The sequence below is a fragment of the Cohaesibacter sp. ES.047 genome, from assembly GCF_900215505.1.
Taxonomy (GTDB): Bacteria; Pseudomonadota; Alphaproteobacteria; order Rhizobiales; family Cohaesibacteraceae; genus Cohaesibacter.
Genome location: NZ_LT907844.1, coordinates 2,605,710 through 2,625,670, shown reverse-complemented (window position 1 = coordinate 2,625,670; position 19,961 = coordinate 2,605,710). Strand labels below are relative to the sequence as shown.

The window sequence follows — 19,961 nt, the reverse complement described above, 5'->3', positions numbered from 1 at the left end:
GTGTCTTTTCCTTTTTTGGAACTGAGTTTTCCCGTTCTTTGGCTCTGATGATCCGCCTTGGCAGGCTTCGCGCAAGTTTGCCCGCTCATATTGGATATCAGAAGTAATCAGTCTTGTAAGAGGTTCCCGTTCGATGCCAGGAAGTGAACAAGCCGAGAAAATCTGGTCCAATCTAAAAGATCTGGGCCCCAAACGCCTCATGGCGCTGGGCATTATCGGCGTTTTGACGCTGGTGCTTGTTGGCGGTGGAGCTTATCTCCTGTCCCGACCGCAGATGACCACCCTTTATTCCGGTCTCGATCGGGATGACATCACCCGGATCGGCTCTGCTCTGCAGGATGCCGGGATCCAGTTTGATGTGAACACCGAGAGCTCCGCAGTCCTCGTCAATTATTCATCAACAACGCGGGCGCGTATGCTGCTAGCCGAGCGTGGATTGCCCAGAGGCAAGAGCGCCGGCTATGAATTGTTTGATGATCTCGGCTCGCTGGGCCTGACCTCCTTCATGCAGGAAATAACCCGCGTCAGGGCGATCGAAGGGGAATTGGGCCGAACGATCCAGTCGATGAAAGACGTTCAGGCTGCAAGGGTCCATATCGTGTTTCCCGAAAAGGGATCCTTCCGCTCCAAGGACCAGCCGCCCTCGGCATCCGTTGTTATCAAGACGCTCGGCTCGGGGGATTCCAAGACGGCGCAGGCCATTCGCCATCTCGTTGCTGCTGCCGTTCCGGGCATGGTGCCCAGCAAGGTAACGGTCCTTGACTCCACCGGCACACTGCTGGCCTCCGGGTCTGGCGAAGAAAACAGCTCCGCCGGTGAGATGGAAGGCCTTGCCTCGCGTATTTCGTCCCGCATTCAGGAAAACATCCGCAAAACCCTGACCCCCTATCTCGGTCTTTCCAACTTCCAGGTTTCGGTCAACACGGCGCTGAACACGGATAAACAGAGGATTGCAGAAACAATCTTTGATCCCAACAGCAGGATCGAGCGTTCGGTGCAGACCGTTCGCGCCAGCGAAAGTGCGCAGAATGCGACCTCACAACGTCCAACCACGGTCGAACAGAACCTGCCTGATACGGATGTAAATGCCGGTGGTGAAGATCAGTCGATCGAAGAGAATGAACGCCGCGAGGAAACCGTCAACTATGAAATTTCATCCAAGAAGGTCGAACAAACGCGCGAAGGCTATGACATCGAACGCCTGTCAATCGCCGTTCTGGTCAACCGCCAGCATCTGATCGACGGACTTGGCGAGAAAGCTAGCGAAGAGACGATCAATCAAGCACTTAAAACCCACATGGATGAAATCCGCGCATTGGCGACGTCTTCCGCTGGCTTCGATGAGGCTCGGGGCGACCAGATCAAGGTGTCCATGGTCAACTTCGAAGTCGGCACCGGTGATCTGGCTCCGCTTGAGCCCCTGTCCATCACACAGGTTCTGCTTCGACAGTCCGGCAACATTGCCAACGCAGTCAGCATTCTCGTGGTGTCCGGTCTCCTCATCTGGTTCGGCCTGCGCCCGGCGATCAATTCGCTGATGCCCAAGTTCATTGCCAACGACAATGAAGCGCCGGACACCGAGGACACCTTTGAGACAGAGCTGGAAATGGGCGGAGTGGAAAGCTCCATCCACGGGCCGCTCCTTGAAGACCTCTCGCGCAAGCTTGAAGCATCGCCAGTTCGCAAGCTTGAGCAGGTTGTCGATCTGCATGAAGAGCAGTCCGCCGCCATTCTCAAACAATGGTTCTACCAAACGGAGAGCGCATAATGGCACGCGCGATCAAAGATCTCCTGCCCAACGTGAGCATCTCCGAACAGCCCTCGCCAGCAAGGCAGGGCACGCCGATGGCACCGGATCAGGCTGTTTTCGGCGGGCTCGAGGTGCTGCTGAAAAAGTCCGTGCAGGTGGCCTTGCCTCCGGAACCGCAGGATGAACAGAGCCTCAAGACGGAGGCCTGGTCCCGCGGTCTGCTCGAAGCGGAAACGCTGTGGCAGGAACAGAAAATCAAGGATCTGGGAGAGCTGCGTGCCCAGTTCAGCCGTGAAAAGGAAGATCTCGCCAATCTTCTGCATATCTCGCTTTCCGGCCAGATCGATCGGCAGTTTCAAGACATATCAAATCGGTTGGCGGACACACTTGCAGAGCTTCTTGAGCCGTTTCTCGAAGAGCAGGCATCAGCCTTGATGACACAACGTTTCGCCGAAGTGGCGAAGGTGGCAATGAAAGAGGCGGTTGAAGGAACACCGATCCTGAAAGGCCCGAGGCAGCTGCTTGAACAACTCACCATTTGCCAGAGCTACCTGAAGGCGTGCGCGCAAGAAAGCGCCGAAGGCGAGGCAGACGACAGCACGCACACCCAACAGGACGAACTGTCACTGACAATCGACAAGACAGTTTTTGAGACCCGATTGAAGCCTTTTGTGGCGCAACTCAGAGAGGCCGTTCAGGATGAATGAGATTACCAAACAAGGCGAACACGAGCTTATCATCGTGCGCCGCCGTCCTGACATGGATCTCGATAATGCAAAAACCGGTGTCTGGAAGATTGCGCATGCCGACTTCATGACAGCGATGATGGCGTTTTTCCTTGTCATGTGGCTGATTTCCACCACCGATGATGCCGCCAAGCGCGAGATTGCCCAATATTTCAATCCGGTCAAACTGGCGGAAATGTCCCAATATCAAAAAGGCATTGCCGATCCGGAACCCAAGGCGGGAAGCGCGGAGGCGGATGCTGCATCACAGGCGGTGAAGAAGGGCTCGGCTCATGTGACGGAGAATATTTCCTCCGACGTGCGCAAATTCGGGGAAGCCGGCAATCGCACCTTTGAGGAAGGCGCCATCACGGCCGAAGCCATACCAACCTACACCGAGGCAGAGATTTTTTCCGATCCATATGGCGTCCTAAACCGCATCATGATGTCGGCAGAAGCCTCCGGGCAATTCGACGCACAGCAAAGTGATGAAAGCGCGGGAACAGAATCGCGCATCGGGACCAAGGGCGGTGAAGCCCTGCGCGATCCGTTTGACCCTCTCTATTGGCGACTGGAGCCAAACCAGCCGACCGATGGTGCGCTCGTTGCTGATATGCAGCAGCCGCAGCAGCCAAGGATGGATCCCCAACTCGGAGAAGCCAACGAACTCGATGGTCTGATCACCGGTCCCGATCCCGTCTCCGACATTTCCATGGGTCCCGCTTCAGGCACGCGGATGGCATCTCTGACTGAGGGGGTGGAGCCCACACCCGCTCTCTCCGTAAAAGCGGATCAGGCCAAACAGAAAGACAGCAAGGGTGATGGGTCCAGCCTTTCAGCTATTGCCTCGAAGACCGGCTCGACGGTGGCCATGACCGGAGGACCGGAAGCCAAGAAAGCAGCGCTGGCACAGGAACAGACCAAGGGAGCAGAGAAGACCGAGACATCTCCTTCAGCCCTTCTTGAAGACTATCGTGCGGCGCTCAAATCCGAACTCAACAAGGCACCGAAACTGGACATCGGCAAAGAGCTCTCGGTTCGTGACAAGGGGGATGGCCTCCTGATCGATGTCACCGACAGCCCGTCCTGGGGGATGTTCGCGGTCGGCTCAAGCGAACCCTCAGCCCGGTCCATCGCCCTTTTGGAAAAGATCGCACACAGCCTGTCCGGCATCAAAGGCAAGATCATCATTCGCGGCCATACCGACGGCCGGCCCTTCCGCGCCAAGGATTACGACAACTGGCGCCTGTCGACCGCTCGGGCCCATATGGCGCGGTTCATGTTGGTCCGCGGAGGCTTTGATGAAAAACGGCTGTTGCGCGTGGAAGGCTACGCAGATCAGCAGCTCAAGCATCCCGATAAACCGGAAGCCGATGACAACCGCCGTATCGAAATACTGGTACAGCCAACCGCAGGAGCAACCGAATGACGTCCCTTGGCCCCACCCGTTGGTCCCAAGCCATGCGTCTTGGTGCTGCGCTCTTGATTTCCGCCACGGCTTTGAGCGTTGGAGCGGCATTCTCTGCCGAACCCTCTTCCGATGAAGCCAAAACGCCCATAACAGAGAATACTCGCCCCGTGCGTGTCATCGGAACACCGCCGCCCTTTACCACATCACAGAAGAGCACAAGCGGTGCGTCTGAATCTCCTGAATCTAATGTCGCCCAAGCAGTGGATCAGGTGGCAGATCAGGGTGTGGAGACCCCAGTGGATCTAGCGGTGGATCAGACATACGACAAGCCGGATAGCGGACGTGTCGCCCGCGATGATCAGCCCTATATGATGGTGCGCCTGTTGCAGGATCTTCAAGCACAAACCGCCAAGGGCTCTACCCATGCGCTCAGAGCGCAACGGTCGCTTCTGGCCCGGATGAACGATCAGTTTGCTAAGATTGATCCGGTGGTGTGGGAAGACCAGCGCAACATCCGAGCGGTCACCCTGTTCATGCTGTCCGGTGGCCATCCCGCGATCGGCACGCGGCTGCTGGAGATGGACTTGCCGAACCACGTCGACACGAGCCTGATTTCGGCGTCCCTTGCTTATATCAAGGGGCAGAAGTCGGACGCCTACAGGGGCTTTTCGGCGCTTGATCCGCTACAGATGGAACCGAGCCTGGGTGGGCAGATCGCGCTGGTGCAGGCGGTTCTGTTTCTGCCTCACGATCTGAATAGCGCGCTTGAGGCGGTCGACAAGGCACGCTTGCTGATGCCCGGCTCGCTCATCGAGGAAGCGGCCTTGCGGCGTGGTGTCTCCATTGCTGCGGCCATGAAAGATCCCGAGCTGTTCCAGACCTACGCCATTCAATATATCCGTCACTATCACAACTCGATCTACAATTCGGATTTCCGTCGCCGCTTCGGCTTTTCCATGCGTCGCTTCGGGACCAGTGAGAATGAACAGACCTTTGCCGATCTCGATATCGTCATCTCGGAATTCGATCTCGATAGCCAGCGGCAATTTTATCTTCTGCTGGCCCATGCCGGTCTTGTGGAGGGCAATCTGCATCTGGCGCTCCAGGCCGCGACCAAGGCCCTGCCGCTCACCATGAAAAATACGGCAGATCGGTCTCGCGCCGAGCTCTATATCGCCGGTTCGATGCTCAAGGCCGAGACACTCGACCAGGCCCTTGAGCATCTGTGGGCCGTGCGGCGCAAGGATCTTGACCCGCGCGACATGCTTCTGGCGGAGCGCGTCACGGAAATCCTCAATGGCATCCGTCACTGGCCGGAAGCCAAGGAAGCCTTGTCGGAATTTGCGGACAAGGATGTTGATCCCGTTCCGGAAAACAAGGACTGGGAGTTGGACACAATGACCGACGCCCGCAAGCAGCTTGAGCAGGCTGATGATATTCTCAGCTACGCAGACAAACCAATGAAGCAGGCCTCCCGATGACCCAGCAAAGCATTTCCGCATCCCTTGGCATGAACAATGGGTCCCGCGTCACTGCCGGCGGAGGCAAGGGACAGTTTTCCGGCCAGAACTCCAGACAGAATGGCATGGTGGAAGATCCTGATGACGGTGACTTTACCGAACAGGCCAGCGGCTCATCGGACAAGGCTTCAAAGGACAGCGACAAGGCGGACGCCAAAAAGGACGGGCCGGATTTCGACGCCTTGCTTCGCGCGCTCAAAGGCAAGGGACAGAAAGAGGCTGGCGGGAAGGATCAAACAAGCTCGCCGGATGCGATGAACGACGGCTCAGACGCGACCGGCCAGAATGGGGCCGGCGTCTCCTCAGACAGTCTTCTTGCGAAACTCTTCGAGGGGCTTTCATCCGCTGATGCCAAGGCAGCAGCCGACGCCCAACAGGGCGCACAAGGCAAAGCGGGAGCCGCAGCAGAGGATGCGCTTTCGAACGTGATGTCCGCCAACCAGCTAAGCGGCAAGACCGGAGCTCAGGCAGCGGGCAGCGACCAGTCTGCATCCAAAGCAACCATGGCCTTGCTGTTTGACCAGAAGTCCAACGCCTCCCAGATGCCCGGAACCGTGGCCAATGGGGAGACGGTCAATGCCAAACCCGGGCTTTTCGATGCTTATTCCGTTGAGACAAAATCCGTTTCCGCCTTCGACAAGATCGTGCCCGTCGTGAAGGAAGCCGTGCTGTCACCGTCGCAAAAGGCCCTGAGAGACGGCTTTACGGTGATGCGGCAGGAAACCCACTTCGCACCGACAGCGTCGGTTGATGCCTCCAATATGGCGACCACGAACGCGATCTTCCAACAGATCAGCACGGCCATTGCCAATGATCTGTCTCCGTCGACACTCGCCAAGGGGGAGGCTTCTGCCTCGTCTTCGAATGCAGCTCAGCAATCTGCCTCCGGCGGTTTCCGCATGGCGAGTGGCGGTGATGCCCTGCGGGTGCTCGATATCCAGCTTCATCCTGCGGATCTGGGCAAGGTGCGGCTGTCGATCCGGCTCAATGAAACCTCGGTGGACGTGCGTGTGGAAGTAACAAACGCCTCGACGGCTAAAGTCCTCGAAGGCAACAAGCAGATGCTCGACATGCTTTTGAATCGGGCGGGATATCGGGCGGATCACATTTCGATCGTCGCCATAGACGACAAGAGCGGCGCTCAAATCACGCCCCCCTCACCCAACAACAACGCTCAGAACCAGCCCAACCAGCAGGGACAGCAAGGCCAGTCAGGCGCCTTTGCTGGTGAGGGCGGCAATGCCCAGCAGGACAGCGGCGATCAGCAGCAGCCGTCCGGCCATGAAGACCCGTATTCCGGCGCGGCAGTCGATGCGTCGCACTCTGCATCCGATGAGGCTCACAATGATCAGGATACGACACGGCACGCCAAAGGCATTACTCTTTAGCTTCCTCCTTGCCATGAGCCATCATGGCGCAAACGCGGGTCAGGCTACTTTTGACCCCGTTTGCGAGAAGGAAATGCGCGCCGCCGCAGCTGCCGAGGGTGTGCCTCTCGGCATCCTTTATGCTGTCGGCCTGGCCGAGACGGGACGCGGCAAGAAGCTTCATCCCTTTGCCCTGAATATCGAGGGCAAGTCGGTGTTTGCCACCTCCAAGCAGGAAGCGCTTCAGACGGTGAAGACCGCCCGCAAGCATGGCAAGAAGCTGATCGACATCGGCTGCATGCAGATCAATCACCATTATCATCGCAGCGAGTTTTCTTCGCTTGATCACATGATCGATCCCCGCGCGAATGTGTTTTATGCCGCCCGCTTTCTCAAACGGCTGCGAAAGCGTCAGGGAAGCTGGACAATGGCGGTTGCCCGCTACCATGCCGGTCCCAACAACAACCCGGCCCAGAAGCGATATGTCTGTGCAGTGATCCGCAATCTGGTTGCCAGCGGCTTTGGAAACTGGACGCCAACGACGCGCAAATTCTGCAAGTAACCAGCCAACCCGGCGTAAGACCGAGCTGGGGAACACCCCTCCGCGGCCTCGAAAACCAGCCCGACATACCGGGCTTTTCTTTTCGCTATTCTCTTAAAAATTTAATTAATTCAGTAATTTAAACCCTTCGCCTGATCAGTTTCGCGCAAGGCTCCCAAACTATCTTGTCCAATACAGTCACCTCATGAGTCCGCATCGGGCTTGGTAGCGCGCTGGTGTTCCATTGGAAATCGGAGCGGCGCGCGGAACAGACAGGAGAGCAAACATGAGCCTATACGGCGTAATGCGTTCAAGTGTTTCAGGCATGTCAGCCCAGTCCAGCAAGCTCGGCGCCGTCTCTGATAACATCGTCAACTCGGCAACCGTTGGATACAAACGCGTTGAAACCGAATTCCGTTCAATCACCATGTCTTCCGGCGAAGGCTCCTATAACTCAGGAGCCATCGAGGCGCGGTCTCGCTACGCGATTTCAACCGCCGGCAACCTCGACTTCACAACATCGGTGACCGACCTGGCGATCGAAGGCAATGGCTTCTTCATCGTCAATGATGCCGATGGCACACCATCCCTCACCCGTGCCGGACGGTTCGTTCCCGATGAGAACGGCGATCTGGTCAACACAGCGGGCTACTATCTTCAGGGCTATGATCTGGAAAATGGGGTCCCCACCGTGGTGGCAAACCAGATGACAGGCATGGAGACGGTGAACATCACCGACATGCGTCTGGCCACCGATCCCACGACAGAAGGCTCCATGAAAGGCAACCTGCCAGCCGGTGCCGTGGCGAACGCTGACAAAACGCCGATCCCACCATTGCCCTCGTCGGGTCTTCCGGGGGCCGAGTTCGACGCGAAAACCTCGATGGTCACCTATGACAACCTCGGCAATGAGGTCACAGTGGACATCTACTTCACCAAGCTAACCGATACTACGGGCAACTCGACCTGGGAAGTCAGCGTCTTCAACAAGGCTGATTCCACTGATGGCGGCTTCCCCTATGCCATGGCTGGCACCACGCCGCTTGGCACGCCCTACACCAACCCGCTTGGCACCACCACGCTAACCTTTGACAACACCACCGGCGAACTGACCGGTCCGGACGCTGTCGCCTTCAACATTCCCGACGGCACCGCGGCTGTGGACCTGTCGTTCACCGGCATGACCCAGTTGGCGTCCGACTTCATCACCGTTGATCCGAAAATGAACGGCAACCCGCCCCAGCAGGTGGAGACGGTCGAAATCAGCAGCGATGGCACCCTCTATGCGATCTATGAAAACGGCAACCGCGAGGCCCGTTACAAAATCCCGCTGGCCAATGTGGCCAGCCCGGACAATCTCAAGCCAATGGGCGGCGAGGTGTTCCGGACCACCAGCGACAGTGGTGACGTGATGGTCGGCTTCGCCGGTGAAAGTGGGCTTGGGACGATGCGGTCCATGGCAATCGAGGGATCCAACGTGGATCTGGCAACCGAGTTGACCAACCTTGTCGTGGCCCAGCGGGCCTTCTCCGCCAACTCCAAGGTTTTCCAGACCGGGTCGGATCTTCTGACCGAGGTCGTCAACCTCTCAAGATAGGACTCCTAGAGGGCTGCACGGTCATTGCCGTGATGTCGGTGCAGCCCGAAGGATCAAGTAACAGGTTCATCCAATGAGTCTTTCAGTCGCACTTCAGGTTGCCCAGTCCGCTCTGACCACCCGTCAGAGAGAGACGTCCGTCCTGGCACAGAACATCACCAACGCAACGACCGATGGCTATAGCCGCAAATCGGCTCTGGTCTCGTCCCTGCGCTCGCAAAACGGAACAAGCGGTGGCATCACCGTGGATTCCATATCTCGGGCAACGGATCAGGCCCTCTTGTCCAATCTGATAGCGGCGACCTCATCTGCGATGACAGGCGAAGCCTATCTCGATGGTATTCAGCGTCTGTCACAAACCATTGGAGATCCGATCGAAGGGCGTTCACCGAGTGCCGCTCTTGGCAACTTCGTCAACGCCCTGCAGCAATATAGCGCCGAACCGCAAAACACGGTTCTGGCCGGTGCGGTACTGACCAGCGCCGAAGATCTTGCCAACACGCTAAACACCGCAACACGGGCGGTTCAGGCCGAACGCGAACGGGCCGATTCCCTGCTCGCGGACTCCGTGACCACCATCAACACATTGCTCAGCGACTTCGAGGCCGTCAACAACGAGGTTGTTCGCGGCACAAATTCGGGCAACGATATCACCTCTGCACTGGACCAGCGGGACCAGATTGTTCTGGAGCTGTCCGAATTCATGGGTGTGCGTGCGGAGACCCGCGGCAGCAATGACATGATCATCACCACCGACAGCGGTGTGATGCTGTTCGAAACAACGCCGCGCGAGGTGAAGTTCGAGCAGAAAACGACCTTTGTGGCTGGAGCGAGCGGCAACGCGTTGCTGGTGGATGGTGTACGGATCGCCGGGCCGGGCGCAACGATGCCGGTTTCCGAAGGCAAGATCGTCGGGCTGATGAATATCCGCGATGATGTTGCGGTCACCTATCAGACCCAGCTTGACGAAATCGCGCGCGGCCTCGTGACGGCGTTCAAGGAAACCGATCAGGGTGCGGGCACCAAACCGGACCGCGTTGGCCTCTTCACCTATTCCGGCGCGCCAGCCGTTCCGGCAAGTGGAACCGTCATTGCCGGGTTGGCTGGCGATATATCCATTGCCAGTTCCGTCGATCCTGACAGTGGTGGCGATATCAATCGGCTACGAGATGGAGGCATCTCCGAGCCGTATGACGCAGACTATGTCTACAACACAGGCGGAGAAGCGGGCTATGTCGCGCGTCTTCAGGAGATCATCACCGAGCTCGACAAGCCGATGAGCTTTGATCCGACCGCCAAGGTCGACCCCAGCAACCCTCTGGCAAGCTTTGCTTCCTCATCCGCGAGCTGGCTGGAGGGGGAACGCAAACAGGCTGACGGTGTCAACGAACGCACCTCGGTCGTAGTCGCCCGAACCGCTGAATCCCTGTCGAACATAACAGGCGTCAATATCGACGATGAAATGCAGGCAATGCTGGAGATTGAACGCAGCTACTCAGCCACTGCCAAACTCATCACCACCATCAACCAGATGCTCGAGCAATTGCTCGATCTTGCGGGGTAAGCCATGAAAACCGCTTTCATTTCCACGGCCTCACTGACCAACAATACACGCAGCTCGATCATGGACCAGAGCATTTCTCTGGCCAAACTGCAAAAGGAAGTCTCTTCGGGGCGCAAATATGATGTCGGTCTGGATCTGGGCATCGGCACGGGCGAAACCATTTCCCTGCGCAGCGAATTTGCCCGTCTCAACACAATCGTCGATACCAATGCGCTGGTGACGAGCCGGCTTGATGTGACCGAGACCGCGATGATCAACCTCAGGGACAGCGCCCAGAACATGCTGGCCACGCTTGTTGCGAGCATCGGTAGCGAAACCGGTCGCGAGGTTACCATTTCGGAATCGAAAAACAACCTTGAACAGTTTGTCGCCACCCTCAACACCTCGTTCAGCGGCTCCCACCTGTTTGCGGGCATCGATGTAAGCAACCCGCCCCTGACCGATTATTACAATCCGGCGGGCTCCGCGAGCAAAGCAGCGATCGATTCCTCGTTTGCGAGCTTTCTGACAACCAACTCGACAACGGTTGATGCGTTAACGCCAGCGCAGATGCAGGCCTATCTCGATACCGATTTTGAAGCGGAGTTCGCCACTCCTGGAGGCTGGAGCAACTGGTCCACCGCCTCGGATTTCGAAACCGTGAACCGGATCTCAACCTCCGAAACCATCGAAACATCCGTCAGCGCCAATATCGACCCGATGCGCAAAGTGGCTAAGGCCTTCACCATGGTTGCCGAGCTTAAGGGCGCGGACATGAAGCAAGAGACCTTCGATGTCGTGGCACAAAGAGCCGTCGAAATTCTGGGCGAGGCTGTCGAAGGCATGAACAACGCTGTCGGCAAGGTTGGCAACGCTCAGGCCCGTGTTGCACGCGCCTCGGAGAAGCTTTCTGTGCAAACCGACCTGATAAACGAGAGGATTTTGGCGCTGGAGAATGTCGACAAGACCGAAGTTTCGGTGCTGCTGTCCAACGCCTTGACGCAGCTTGAAGTCACCTATTCGGTCACAGGCCGGATGCAGGGCATGAGCCTGCTCAACTATCTCTAGATTCCTCGGTTTTTGCATGAAGCAAAAGCCACAGATACCAAAGTGTAGCAAGGACGATGATGTATACCGCCTATTACGCTGAATGCTCCGATCTTTCGAGCGAACTGAGCCGCAATAACGAATGGTCAGCTCTGGATAATGTGATTTCAGGGCTGAAAATGGCCAAGGAAGAGGGCTACACCACCACTCAGGCCAGACAGGCCTTACACAACACCCTCATGGTGTGGAGCTTTCTGCTCGAAGATCTGAGCGACAACGACAATGATTTTCCAGAACAGCTCCGAGCGGATCTCATTTCCATCGGCATCTTCATCATCAAGCAGATCGGGCGGATCTTTCAGGCCCAGTCCGAAGACATCGAGAGTGACGTCGCCGGACTGATTGATATCAACACGGCAATCAGGGACGGACTTGTGCAATGAAACCCATGCGACTGACCTTCAAACCCGGTGAGCGTCTTTATATCAATGGCGCCGTGATCCGGTTTCCGCAGCGGACGACACTGGAGTTGCTCAACAATGCCGAGTTCCTCCTCGAGAGCCAGATCATGCAGATGGACGATACAACGACGCCGCTGCGTCAGCTCTATTTCGTCGCACAGATGATCCTGACGTCTCCCTCGAACGCGACAAACGCTCAAGACACCTTCATGCATTTTGCCCGCAGCCTGACCCAGTCGGTCGACCATTACAGCCTGTGTGCAGGCCTTCAGGTGGTCGTCGACATGATGAATGCCGGCAAAACCTATGACGCCATGAAGCAGATCAGAAAGCTCTATCCGCTCGAAGAAAGCATTCTCAAGGGAAGCGATCTGGAATGGTCCAGCTCCTCAGACGAGGCAGCCGCACCAGAAGCAGACCCCGCCCCCGTTTCGATGGCCGGTGGGTTCTAGCCGCCGCCAACCCGTTGTTCTTCCCCTATCATGAAGGATCATGACCGATGAGTGTTTCAAACGTTTCCGGCGTTGGTGGCAATCACGCCACGGCCGCCGCAACCACCACAGCCGACGCCACGACCATGGACTATGACTCGTTCCTGCAGCTCCTGGTCACCCAAATGCAAAATCAGGATCCGACCGCTCCGACCGATATGGCCGAGCAGATGTCGCAGCTGGCCTCATTCTCGAATGTGGAGCAGAATATCCAGACCAACAACAAGCTCGATTCCGTACTGTCGCAGCTTTATGTCAACCAGTCCGCATCGCTTGTCGGCAAAACCATCACTTCGGCAGATGGAATCTCCGGCAAGGTGGATGCCGTTGGCATCTATACCGATGGCGTGGTTGCGACACTTGAAGATGGTTCCAACGTTCTTGTCGGTCCGGGGGTCACCATTTCTCAATGAATGAGGTAGACGCACTCGACCTGGTCCGGGAGGCCTTCTGGACGATCATCATCAGCTCGGGCCCGGCCGTTGCAGCTGCAATGATCATCGGGGTGACAATCGCCCTGTTCCAGGCGCTTACACAAGTGCAGGAAATGACGTTGACCTTCATTCCCAAGATCCTCGTCATCTTCCTCACCCTTATCGCCAGCGGCACCTTCGTGGGGGCAAAGATCGCCAGCTTCACCGATCTGGTCTATGACAAGATCGAACATGGCTTCTAGCCGATGCGGCAGGATGCTTCGGGACCAAAAGGACACCCCCGTTCCTGAGCAGAACGAGGGTGCACGTTTGGTAATTGCTGGCTAGTGATGCCCGCCTTTGACCCGCGGTGCCAGCCACGGCAGAAAGGCAGCCAGCATGAACACCACGGCGATGATACCGAACATTTCCAACGTCGATAACAGGACGCTCTGGTGATAGACGGTGCCAGTGAGACTGCCGACGGCAGCCTCATGCGACATGCCTTGCTGCATCATGTCATAGATGACGCTATCCGTGTTGGGCATGGCATTGACGAGCTCGTTCTGCTTGACCCGTGCCGAGTTTTGCCAACCGGTTTGCACCAGCGACGTGGCGAAGGCTCCAGCGAGTGTTCGCATGAAGTTGGACAGGCCTGCAGCATTGGCCATTTCATGCGGCTCCACCGTAGCCAGAGCAAGGCCGGTTACCGGGACAAAGAACATCACCATGAAGGGGCCAGTGAGGAGGGTCGGCCACGCCATCTGCAAAAAGGTGACATCGCCGTTGAAGGTCATGCGCCAGACCATCATGGCACCAAGGCCCAGAATGCCCGTTGACAGAATGATACGGGAATCGATCACATCGTTGAGCTTGCCGATAATCGGTGCGGAGACGAAGGCGAGAATGCCCATCATGCCTGTCGCATATCCGGCCCATGTCGCGGTGTAGCCCATATTCTGCTGCAGCCACAATGGCAGGATCACCACCGAGGCGAAAAACGCACCAAAACCGGCAGCAAAGGTGATCGACGCAGCGGTAAAGCCCCGATGCCTGAAAATGCGCAGGTCGACAATGGGATTGTCATCGGTGAGTTCCCAGATGAGAAACGCCAGAAAGCCAATCACGGCCACCGCTGCCAGAATGCAGATCTCCGGCGAGGCGAACCAGTCCTTGTTGCGCCCTTCTTCAAGCAATATCTGCAAGGCCCCGACCCAGACGACGAGAAGCCCCAACCCCACGACATCGATGCGAGCCTTGGCTTTCGGATCGGGTTGATGGCGCAACAGCGCCCAGACCACGAAGCCGCCTGCGAGCGCTACGGGCACCTTGATGAAGAAGATCCACTCCCAGCCGTAGCTGTCACAGATGATACCGCCCAGAATGGGGCCTGCGATCGGGCCGATCAGCGATGTCATGGCCCACAGGACCGAGGCTGCGGTTGCCTTTTCCTTGGGGAAGATGCGCACCAGCAGCATCTGCGACAGGGGCATGATCGGTCCGCCGACTAGCCCCAGAAGAACGCGTCCAGCAACCAGCGTGGTGAGCGAGTTGGCCATGCCGCAGTAAAGCGAGATAAGCGCGAAGCCGAAAAAGCAGAAGATGAAGGTGCGCATGGCACCGAACTTCATCGACAGCCAGCCGGTGAGCGGGACGGTGATCGCCTCGGCCACCGCATAGGACGTGATCACCCATGTGCCTTGCGACATGGAGACACCGAGCGAGCCGGCAATCGTGGGTGTGGAGACGTTGGCGATGGTGCTGTCGAGCACCACCAGAAAGTTGCCCGTACCGATCGCAAGGGCAGCAATCAACAGGCGAGCCCCAGTGAGGGGCTCGCTTTTGCTATCATCAAATGACATGGTGCACGATCCCCTGCCTCTATTCCGCGACGTGGATGTCGGCTGCCATCGACAGGCCGACTTCGAGCGGATGGGATTTCAGTTGCTCGGGATCAAGCTTGATGCGGACCGGAAGGCGCTGGACAACCTTGATCCAGTTGCCGGTGGCGTTCTGGGCCGGCACCGCCGAGAAGGCTGCGCCCGTACCACCCGAAAAGCCGACCACGGTTCCGTCGAAGGTGACGTCATCACCATAGAGATCGGAATGCAACGAGACAGACTGACCGGGTTTGACGTTTGACAGCTGGACTTCCTTGTAGTTGGCATCAACATAGACTTCATGCAATGGCACGACTGCCATCAACCGCATGCCGGGCTGAACCCGCTCACCGATCTGGACCTGTCGCCGCGAAATGACGCCATCGATGGGTGCTCGGATCACTGTGCGGTCAAGGTTGACCTGTGCCTGATCCCGTGCGGCCTTAGCGGCAAGGACTTGCGGATTTTCCTCAAGGCTCGCCCCTTCAATCATCGCTGCGTTGGCCTGTTGAGCGCCTTCGGCTGCCTCCAATCCGGCCTGTGCAGCCGTAAGCGAGGCCTGCGCCCCTTGCAGATTTGCCTTGGCAATCTTGAAGCCGGTTTCGGCCCCGGTTAGTTCGTCCCCGGATACGGAGCCGCCTTCTGCGAGGGTCTTGCGTCGCTCAAGACCGATCTTGGCCTTTTCGAAGTTCGCCTGCGCGGTCCCAAGCTGCGCCTCGGCTCGGAGCTTGCCTGCTTTACCACCTTCGATTTCGGCCAAAAGGGTCTTGTTGGTCGCCTGAATGGCCCTGACTGAGCGCAAGGATTGCTGGTAGGCGGCTTCCGCCTGCTTCAGGCGCAAGGTTGCGTCGGTGCTGTCGAGCACGACAAGGACATCGCCCTTCGAAACATGCTGGGTGTCGGCGACTTTCACCTCGGTCACCTGTGCGGCGATCATCGGTGTGATGTTGGCAATCTCCGCCCCGACATAGGCGTTATCTGTGACCACATGCTTGGAGGCATAAAGCACATCATAGGCATAGTAGCTGCCGCCAACGATGGCGACAGCAGCGATAAGGCCAAGGAACAAAGGCCCGCGCTTTGCCTTCTTGTCAGGTTCATGCGAGGCCGTATCGGCCTTTCCCGGCAGGGCCGTTACGTTTTTTTCGTCAGACTTGATCGCAATGTCACTCATTTTGTTCACTTGTTTGTCTCCATTTTGCGAAAGCCTCCACCAAGCGCACGGACCATTTGCACATCGAGGGCAAAACTGCGTGCTCTTAACGCTGCGGTTGCACTGCGGGCACCAATCATGGCGTCCTCTGCGGCTAGGACTTCAAGATATGTGGCAAGCCCGCCATTGTAGCGCTGCTTGACAAGATCGTGGGCTTTTCTGGCGGCTTCGGCGGACTTCTGCGTCGCGTAAAGGCGTTTGCGCAACTGGCGTTTACTGACCACAGCGTCGGCCACATCCTTGAGCGCCTGAACCAGTGTCTGGTCATAGGTCGCAACCGAAAGATCGTGACTGGCTCTGGCCATGCGGTAGCTGGAACGCAAGCGCCCTCCGTCCAGAATTGGCAGGGAGACAGCAGGACCAACCGAGCCAAGGGTGGAATTGGTGCGGGTCAGCAAATCCAGCCCCAGTGACTGCTTGCCGATCATGGCGACCAGATTGACGTTCGGGTAGAACGATGCTTTGGCTTCGTCGATCCGGCTGAGAGCCGCTTCCGCTCGCAAGCGTGCCGCGACCACATCCGGACGCCGTCCAATCAGGTCGAGCGGCAGGTTCTTTGGCAAGCCGGAGTAACGCCCGCCGCGCACCTTCGGTCGCTTGATGGACTGTCCACGATCCGGCCCCTTGCCAAGCAGAGCCGCCATCTGGTTGCGTGCGAGACCGATCTCCTCGTCGATTGCGGCAAGGCGAGCGCGGGTGCTTTGCTCGGACGACTTGACGCGTTCGAGTGCGCTTTCGTTTTCAAGTGCCTGATCGAAGCGCGACTGGATGAGCTTTACCGTCGACTTGCGAACACGCAAGGCATTGATGGCAGCGTCACGGCTGGCATAAAGAGCGGCTATCTTGGCATACGTGCCCGCGATACCGGACGAAATGGCGAGACGAGCTGCGGCAGCTTCGGCCTCGGCGGCCTGCTGCTCGCCCTTTGCCGCAGCAAGAGCCGAACGGTTCTTACCCCAGAAGTCGATTTCCCAGTTGAAGTTGAGAGATGCGATCCCGGCATCGTTCCACCCCTTGGGCACGAACGCTTCATCCATCAGATAATTGTAGCTCTGATGTTCCTGTTTGGCGGTTGCCTGTGCATTGACGAACGGCAGCAGGCTGGACTTGGTCATGCCGGTCTTTGCGCGCGCAAGCTTGAGGCGTGCGGCCGCGATTCGCATGTCATTTGCACCAAGAAGGCCCTCTTCCATCAGTTCGGAGAGTTGTGCATCACCATAGACCCGCCACCAGTGATCCGACGGCCACGCAGCAAGACCTGATTTGAGTGCCCCGTCCGTTTGGTAGGCGGTAACGGGCTTGATGTGCGCCAGGTCGCCTTCCTTGGGAGGAATAGCGCAGCCAGCCAGTAGGCATATGAGGGACAAGACCAACGGCTTGGTGCGCGAAAACTCTTGTTTGAAAAGCGACATGATCAGATCATCCAGACATTCGGGATAAATACTTAACCGTACTGTACGGTACTATTTTGAAGCGTTATTAGCTTCTGAGCTTGCGCTCGTCAAGCCAAAACTGTACACTTAGGTTCACGAATAGAAGGATGGGTTAATGCGCGTCAAAACGGACGAAAAGCGGCAGGAGATTGTCGCCGTCGCAACAAAGATCTTTGGAGAGATGGGCTATCACGAAGCCAGCATGTCGGCGATCTCAGCGGCACTGGGCGGATCGAAGGCGACGCTTTATGGCTATTTCAAATCCAAGGAACAATTGTTCGCCGCCGTGTTGACCGACGCTCTGGAAGAATATGGCTCCCAGGTATTTGATGCCCTCGAGACGCGACATGATGCTGATCTTAAAACCGTGCTTCATGAGTTCGGGCATGCCTATCTGACGTTCGTTACAACGCCGGAAGTCATGTCCCTTGGCCAGAATGCCATGACGCAGAAATTCTCCGAGGATCTCGGCCCGGAGCTGTACAAGAACGGTTCTCAAAAAGGCTGGCGGCGCGTCGAACACTTCATGACGGCCAAATTGGATGAGGGAGCGCTGTCGGCCCCTTCTGCGCTCGTGGCCAGTCTACAGTTAAAAGGGCTCCTGGAAAGCGGCATTCTCGAGCCATTACGGTATGGCTGCGAACCGCATGTGACCTTTGATGAAGCCGTCGACTATGCAGTTGCGGCCTTCCTTGGCGCCTATGGTGCTCAGCCGGCCAGTTGAACCACTTTTCGAAAGACGGTTGGCAAGGCTTCATCCTGCCACTCCTCAGGCGAAGACCACCAGCCCTTGTCCGTGGGGCTGTTATGCTCGCTTTTGGCCTCATAAACATCCAGTTCGAGATGGAAATGGGTGAATGTGTGCGTCACCTGCCCGGTGCGCTTGCGAAACTCGAGACCGGACGGGGCAACGTCGAGCGCGGAGGCAGGATCAAAAGCCTCCCCTTCCCGCTTATCTGACCAGTTGGTCGTTGGCACTTCGGTCATGGAGGCAAGCAGGCCACGCGGCGCTCGTTTTTGCATCCAGACAGCACCATCCTCACGCACAATGAGAAAAGCCGCACCACGCCGGATCGGCTTTTGCTTTTTGGCCGCCTTGACGGGAAAGGCTTCCATATCGCCCATGCGCTCGGCCTCGCACAATCCGGTGAAGGGACAAAGCGCACAGGCGGGCTTTTTGGGGCTGCAAAGGCTCGCGCCCAGATCCATCATGCCCTGGGCAAAATCGCCCGGACGGTCCTTGGGCATCAGGTCTGCCATCCGGGCCCGTATGGGTTTCTTGGCTGCAGGCAAAGGCTCGTGGATCCGATAGAGGCGCGAAATGATCCTCTCGATGTTGCCATCCACCACCGGAACCTGCTCGTCAAAAGCAATAGCGGCAATCGCTGCGGAGGTATAATCCCCGATACCGGGCAATTGCTTGAGCTCTGCAGCGGTCTGAGGAAAGCGTCCACCATGGTCATCGACCACGACACAGGCGCATTTGTGCAGATTGCGGGCACGGGAATAATACCCCAAGCCAGCCCAAGCCCTCAGGACATCGTCCTCATCGGCTGCGGCCAGATCGTCTACCGTCGGCCAAAGCGCCAGAAACTTCTCGAAATAGCTTTTGACCGCTCCGACCGTTGTCTGCTGCAACATGATTTCGGACATCCAGACATGATAGGGATCGGCGATGACACCCACATCAGCATCGCGAGGGCTGACGCGCCACGGCAGCTCGCGATGATGGCGGTCGTACCATGCAAGCAGCGCCTTCGCATTCGGGCCATTCGATTTTGTGTCTGATCCAGTGGGGAAGTGGGTGGCCGTCATGTCGGTCGTCTCGAATCCCTTGTTGCCAATTGTCACGGACTTCAAGATGTCGGCGACCACGCATCAGGATGCAAGGGCTAATTTGTGCAAAACGGTCAGGGAGAACGGAACATACGAAGCTCGATCAGGCAGACTTGTCGAGGGCTTTTGCGCCGCCCTTGCCCAACTGCTGGGCTGCTTCGTAGTCATCGGTCAGCTTGTTCATATAGTTGATGAAGGTCATCTTGGACTGCCGGTTCTTGCCGTCCTCAATGATTTCCGAGAAGGTGGATTCGTTGATGCTGCTACCGCCGAACAGCAGAGAAGCCGGGGACTGACTTGTACCCTTGGCGATCTGCATTTTCATGTCCGTAAGATAGCTGACAAATTCATCCTTGGTCAGTCTTCCATCGCCAAAGGTATCTGCAACCTCGAAGTTGGCGCGGCTGAGGATGGGAACACTCTGTGCTTCATCGACATTCAGATCGCCGCTTTTGTCCACATCGAACCGTTTGACCATGATGTCAACGGCATCTTTTTCGCTGATGCGGAAAATTGGAGCAAACCCGGACGACACAAACATACACAGAACCTCCTTTGAATGTTTCCAAGTGTATCTGGGTAGGGTTAATGGATTCTTTCGATTCAAAGTTCCTTTACCATGTCTGAAAAAAGGCAACGAAGTCGTGAACATAGGCGCATTCAACAGTGGGGATCAAAGAAATTTTACTGCATCTGAAGTCGATCGGGCTAAAGGTTTTTCTGGATATTCAGC

Annotated in this window: 19 protein-coding genes; 14 read left to right on the top strand and 5 right to left on the bottom strand. The window is 57.2% G+C overall.

Annotated elements, in window-relative coordinates:
• The first annotated feature begins 133 nt into the window (after nucleotides 1-133).
• The 13 genes from fliF to fliQ all read left to right on the top strand — a co-directional run bounded on the left by fliF (nucleotide 134) and on the right by fliQ (nucleotide 13,129).
• Nucleotides 134-1,768, top strand: coding sequence for a flagellar basal-body MS-ring/collar protein FliF (gene fliF / locus CPH65_RS11975; RefSeq protein WP_096173676.1), 1,635 nt, complete (start codon nucleotides 134-136; stop codon nucleotides 1,766-1,768).
• Nucleotides 1,768-2,457 carry a hypothetical protein gene (locus tag CPH65_RS11970; protein WP_096173675.1) on the top strand — a complete coding sequence of 230 codons (690 nt, stop codon included), beginning with the start codon at nucleotides 1,768-1,770 and terminating at the stop codon, nucleotides 2,455-2,457. Before fliF ends, CPH65_RS11970 begins: the two co-directional genes overlap by 1 nt.
• Nucleotides 2,450-3,904 (top strand): MotB family protein, encoded by a 1,455-nt coding sequence (locus tag CPH65_RS11965; RefSeq protein ID WP_096173674.1) that lies wholly within the window; start codon nucleotides 2,450-2,452, stop codon nucleotides 3,902-3,904. The genes CPH65_RS11970 and CPH65_RS11965 overlap by 8 nt, the downstream gene beginning before the upstream one ends.
• Entirely contained in the window at nucleotides 3,901-5,367 is a 1,467-nt protein-coding gene (locus CPH65_RS11960; RefSeq protein ID WP_096173673.1) for a chemotaxis protein, read from the top strand. Before CPH65_RS11965 ends, CPH65_RS11960 begins: the two co-directional genes overlap by 4 nt.
• Nucleotides 5,364-6,794: a flagellar hook-length control protein FliK gene (locus CPH65_RS11955; RefSeq protein WP_096173672.1), complete on the top strand. Its 1,431-nt coding sequence runs from the start codon at nucleotides 5,364-5,366 to the stop codon at nucleotides 6,792-6,794. Before CPH65_RS11960 ends, CPH65_RS11955 begins: the two co-directional genes overlap by 4 nt.
• Before the next feature lie 13 nt (nucleotides 6,795-6,807).
• Nucleotides 6,808-7,335 carry a transglycosylase SLT domain-containing protein gene (locus tag CPH65_RS11950; protein ID WP_197703836.1) on the top strand — a complete coding sequence of 176 codons (528 nt, stop codon included), beginning with the start codon at nucleotides 6,808-6,810 and terminating at the stop codon, nucleotides 7,333-7,335.
• 265 nt (nucleotides 7,336-7,600) lie between these two features.
• Nucleotides 7,601-8,911, top strand: a complete 1,311-nt coding sequence (locus tag CPH65_RS11945; RefSeq protein ID WP_096173670.1) for a flagellar hook protein FlgE — start codon at nucleotides 7,601-7,603, stop codon at nucleotides 8,909-8,911.
• Nucleotides 8,912-8,984: 73 nt separating this feature from the next.
• Nucleotides 8,985-10,475 (top strand): flagellar hook-associated protein FlgK, encoded by a 1,491-nt coding sequence (gene flgK / locus CPH65_RS11940; protein ID WP_096173669.1) that lies wholly within the window; start codon nucleotides 8,985-8,987, stop codon nucleotides 10,473-10,475.
• Between the two features lie 3 nt (nucleotides 10,476-10,478).
• On the top strand, nucleotides 10,479-11,522 hold the full coding sequence (locus tag CPH65_RS11935; protein WP_096173668.1) for a flagellar hook-associated family protein: 1,044 nt from the start codon (nucleotides 10,479-10,481) through the stop codon (nucleotides 11,520-11,522).
• Between the two features lie 56 nt (nucleotides 11,523-11,578).
• Complete coding sequence (gene flaF / locus CPH65_RS11930) at nucleotides 11,579-11,944, top strand: flagellar biosynthesis regulator FlaF (RefSeq protein WP_096173667.1); 366 nt, start codon at nucleotides 11,579-11,581, stop codon at nucleotides 11,942-11,944.
• The gene (gene flbT, locus CPH65_RS11925; RefSeq protein WP_096173666.1) at nucleotides 11,941-12,414 is read left to right on the top strand and encodes a flagellar biosynthesis repressor FlbT; all 474 of its coding nucleotides are present in this window, start codon (nucleotides 11,941-11,943) and stop codon (nucleotides 12,412-12,414) included. The genes flaF and flbT overlap by 4 nt, the downstream gene beginning before the upstream one ends.
• A gap of 47 nt (nucleotides 12,415-12,461) precedes the next feature.
• Complete coding sequence (flgD, locus tag CPH65_RS11920) at nucleotides 12,462-12,866, top strand: flagellar hook assembly protein FlgD (protein ID WP_096173665.1); 405 nt, start codon at nucleotides 12,462-12,464, stop codon at nucleotides 12,864-12,866.
• Nucleotides 12,863-13,129: a flagellar biosynthesis protein FliQ gene (gene fliQ, locus CPH65_RS11915; protein ID WP_096173664.1), complete on the top strand. Its 267-nt coding sequence runs from the start codon at nucleotides 12,863-12,865 to the stop codon at nucleotides 13,127-13,129. Before flgD ends, fliQ begins: the two co-directional genes overlap by 4 nt.
• An 81-nt stretch (nucleotides 13,130-13,210) precedes the next feature.
• Here fliQ and CPH65_RS11910 read toward each other — a convergent pair whose 3' ends face one another.
• From CPH65_RS11910 to CPH65_RS11900, 3 genes are read right to left on the bottom strand one after another with little or no spacing between them, the layout of a single operon-like run.
• Entirely contained in the window at nucleotides 13,211-14,728 is a 1,518-nt protein-coding gene (locus CPH65_RS11910) for a DHA2 family efflux MFS transporter permease subunit (protein ID WP_096173663.1), read from the bottom strand.
• 19 nt (nucleotides 14,729-14,747) lie between these two features.
• The gene (locus tag CPH65_RS11905) at nucleotides 14,748-15,920 is read right to left on the bottom strand and encodes an efflux RND transporter periplasmic adaptor subunit (protein WP_096176381.1); all 1,173 of its coding nucleotides are present in this window, start codon (nucleotides 15,918-15,920) and stop codon (nucleotides 14,748-14,750) included.
• 5 nt (nucleotides 15,921-15,925) lie between these two features.
• Nucleotides 15,926-17,371 (bottom strand): efflux transporter outer membrane subunit, encoded by a 1,446-nt coding sequence (locus CPH65_RS11900; RefSeq protein ID WP_096173662.1) that lies wholly within the window; start codon nucleotides 17,369-17,371, stop codon nucleotides 15,926-15,928.
• Between the two features lie 136 nt (nucleotides 17,372-17,507).
• On the opposite strand from CPH65_RS11900, the gene CPH65_RS11895 reads away from it, so the two are divergent.
• Nucleotides 17,508-18,116 carry a TetR/AcrR family transcriptional regulator gene (locus tag CPH65_RS11895; protein WP_096173661.1) on the top strand — a complete coding sequence of 203 codons (609 nt, stop codon included), beginning with the start codon at nucleotides 17,508-17,510 and terminating at the stop codon, nucleotides 18,114-18,116.
• Here CPH65_RS11895 and mutY read toward each other — a convergent pair.
• A complete protein-coding gene (gene mutY / locus CPH65_RS11890) occupies nucleotides 18,101-19,207 on the bottom strand; it encodes an A/G-specific adenine glycosylase (RefSeq protein WP_096176380.1) in 1,107 nt (368 codons plus the stop codon). The two genes, CPH65_RS11895 and mutY, sit on opposite strands and share 16 nt — an antisense overlap.
• Before the next feature lie 124 nt (nucleotides 19,208-19,331).
• Nucleotides 19,332-19,769 carry a hypothetical protein gene (locus CPH65_RS11885; protein ID WP_096173660.1) on the bottom strand — a complete coding sequence of 146 codons (438 nt, stop codon included), beginning with the start codon at nucleotides 19,767-19,769 and terminating at the stop codon, nucleotides 19,332-19,334.
• Nucleotides 19,770-19,961: the final 192 nt, after the last annotated feature.

What these genes read in the sequence shown, in the direction of transcription:
- flgD (WP_096173665.1), top strand. Translation starts at nt 12,462, where the DNA reads ATGAGTGTTTCAAACGTTTCCGGCGTTGGTGGCAATCACGCCACGGCC.
- mutY (WP_096176380.1), bottom strand. Translation starts at nt 19,207, where the DNA reads ATGACGGCCACCCACTTCCCCACTGGATCAGACACAAAATCGAATGGC.
- fliF (WP_096173676.1), top strand. Translation starts at nt 134, where the DNA reads ATGCCAGGAAGTGAACAAGCCGAGAAAATCTGGTCCAATCTAAAAGAT.
- flbT (WP_096173666.1), top strand. Translation starts at nt 11,941, where the DNA reads ATGAAACCCATGCGACTGACCTTCAAACCCGGTGAGCGTCTTTATATC.
- flgK (WP_096173669.1), top strand. Translation starts at nt 8,985, where the DNA reads ATGAGTCTTTCAGTCGCACTTCAGGTTGCCCAGTCCGCTCTGACCACC.
- fliQ (WP_096173664.1), top strand. Translation starts at nt 12,863, where the DNA reads ATGAATGAGGTAGACGCACTCGACCTGGTCCGGGAGGCCTTCTGGACG.
- CPH65_RS11970 (WP_096173675.1), top strand. Translation starts at nt 1,768, where the DNA reads ATGGCACGCGCGATCAAAGATCTCCTGCCCAACGTGAGCATCTCCGAA.
- CPH65_RS11955 (WP_096173672.1), top strand. Translation starts at nt 5,364, where the DNA reads ATGACCCAGCAAAGCATTTCCGCATCCCTTGGCATGAACAATGGGTCC.
- CPH65_RS11960 (WP_096173673.1), top strand. Translation starts at nt 3,901, where the DNA reads ATGACGTCCCTTGGCCCCACCCGTTGGTCCCAAGCCATGCGTCTTGGT.
- CPH65_RS11950 (WP_197703836.1), top strand. Translation starts at nt 6,808, where the DNA reads ATGAGCCATCATGGCGCAAACGCGGGTCAGGCTACTTTTGACCCCGTT.
- CPH65_RS11885 (WP_096173660.1), bottom strand. Translation starts at nt 19,769, where the DNA reads ATGTTTGTGTCGTCCGGGTTTGCTCCAATTTTCCGCATCAGCGAAAAA.
- CPH65_RS11935 (WP_096173668.1), top strand. Translation starts at nt 10,479, where the DNA reads ATGAAAACCGCTTTCATTTCCACGGCCTCACTGACCAACAATACACGC.
- CPH65_RS11965 (WP_096173674.1), top strand. Translation starts at nt 2,450, where the DNA reads ATGAATGAGATTACCAAACAAGGCGAACACGAGCTTATCATCGTGCGC.
- CPH65_RS11945 (WP_096173670.1), top strand. Translation starts at nt 7,601, where the DNA reads ATGAGCCTATACGGCGTAATGCGTTCAAGTGTTTCAGGCATGTCAGCC.
- CPH65_RS11910 (WP_096173663.1), bottom strand. Translation starts at nt 14,728, where the DNA reads ATGTCATTTGATGATAGCAAAAGCGAGCCCCTCACTGGGGCTCGCCTG.
- CPH65_RS11900 (WP_096173662.1), bottom strand. Translation starts at nt 17,371, where the DNA reads ATGTCGCTTTTCAAACAAGAGTTTTCGCGCACCAAGCCGTTGGTCTTG.
- CPH65_RS11905 (WP_096176381.1), bottom strand. Translation starts at nt 15,920, where the DNA reads ATGAGTGACATTGCGATCAAGTCTGACGAAAAAAACGTAACGGCCCTG.
- flaF (WP_096173667.1), top strand. Translation starts at nt 11,579, where the DNA reads ATGATGTATACCGCCTATTACGCTGAATGCTCCGATCTTTCGAGCGAA.
- CPH65_RS11895 (WP_096173661.1), top strand. Translation starts at nt 17,508, where the DNA reads ATGCGCGTCAAAACGGACGAAAAGCGGCAGGAGATTGTCGCCGTCGCA.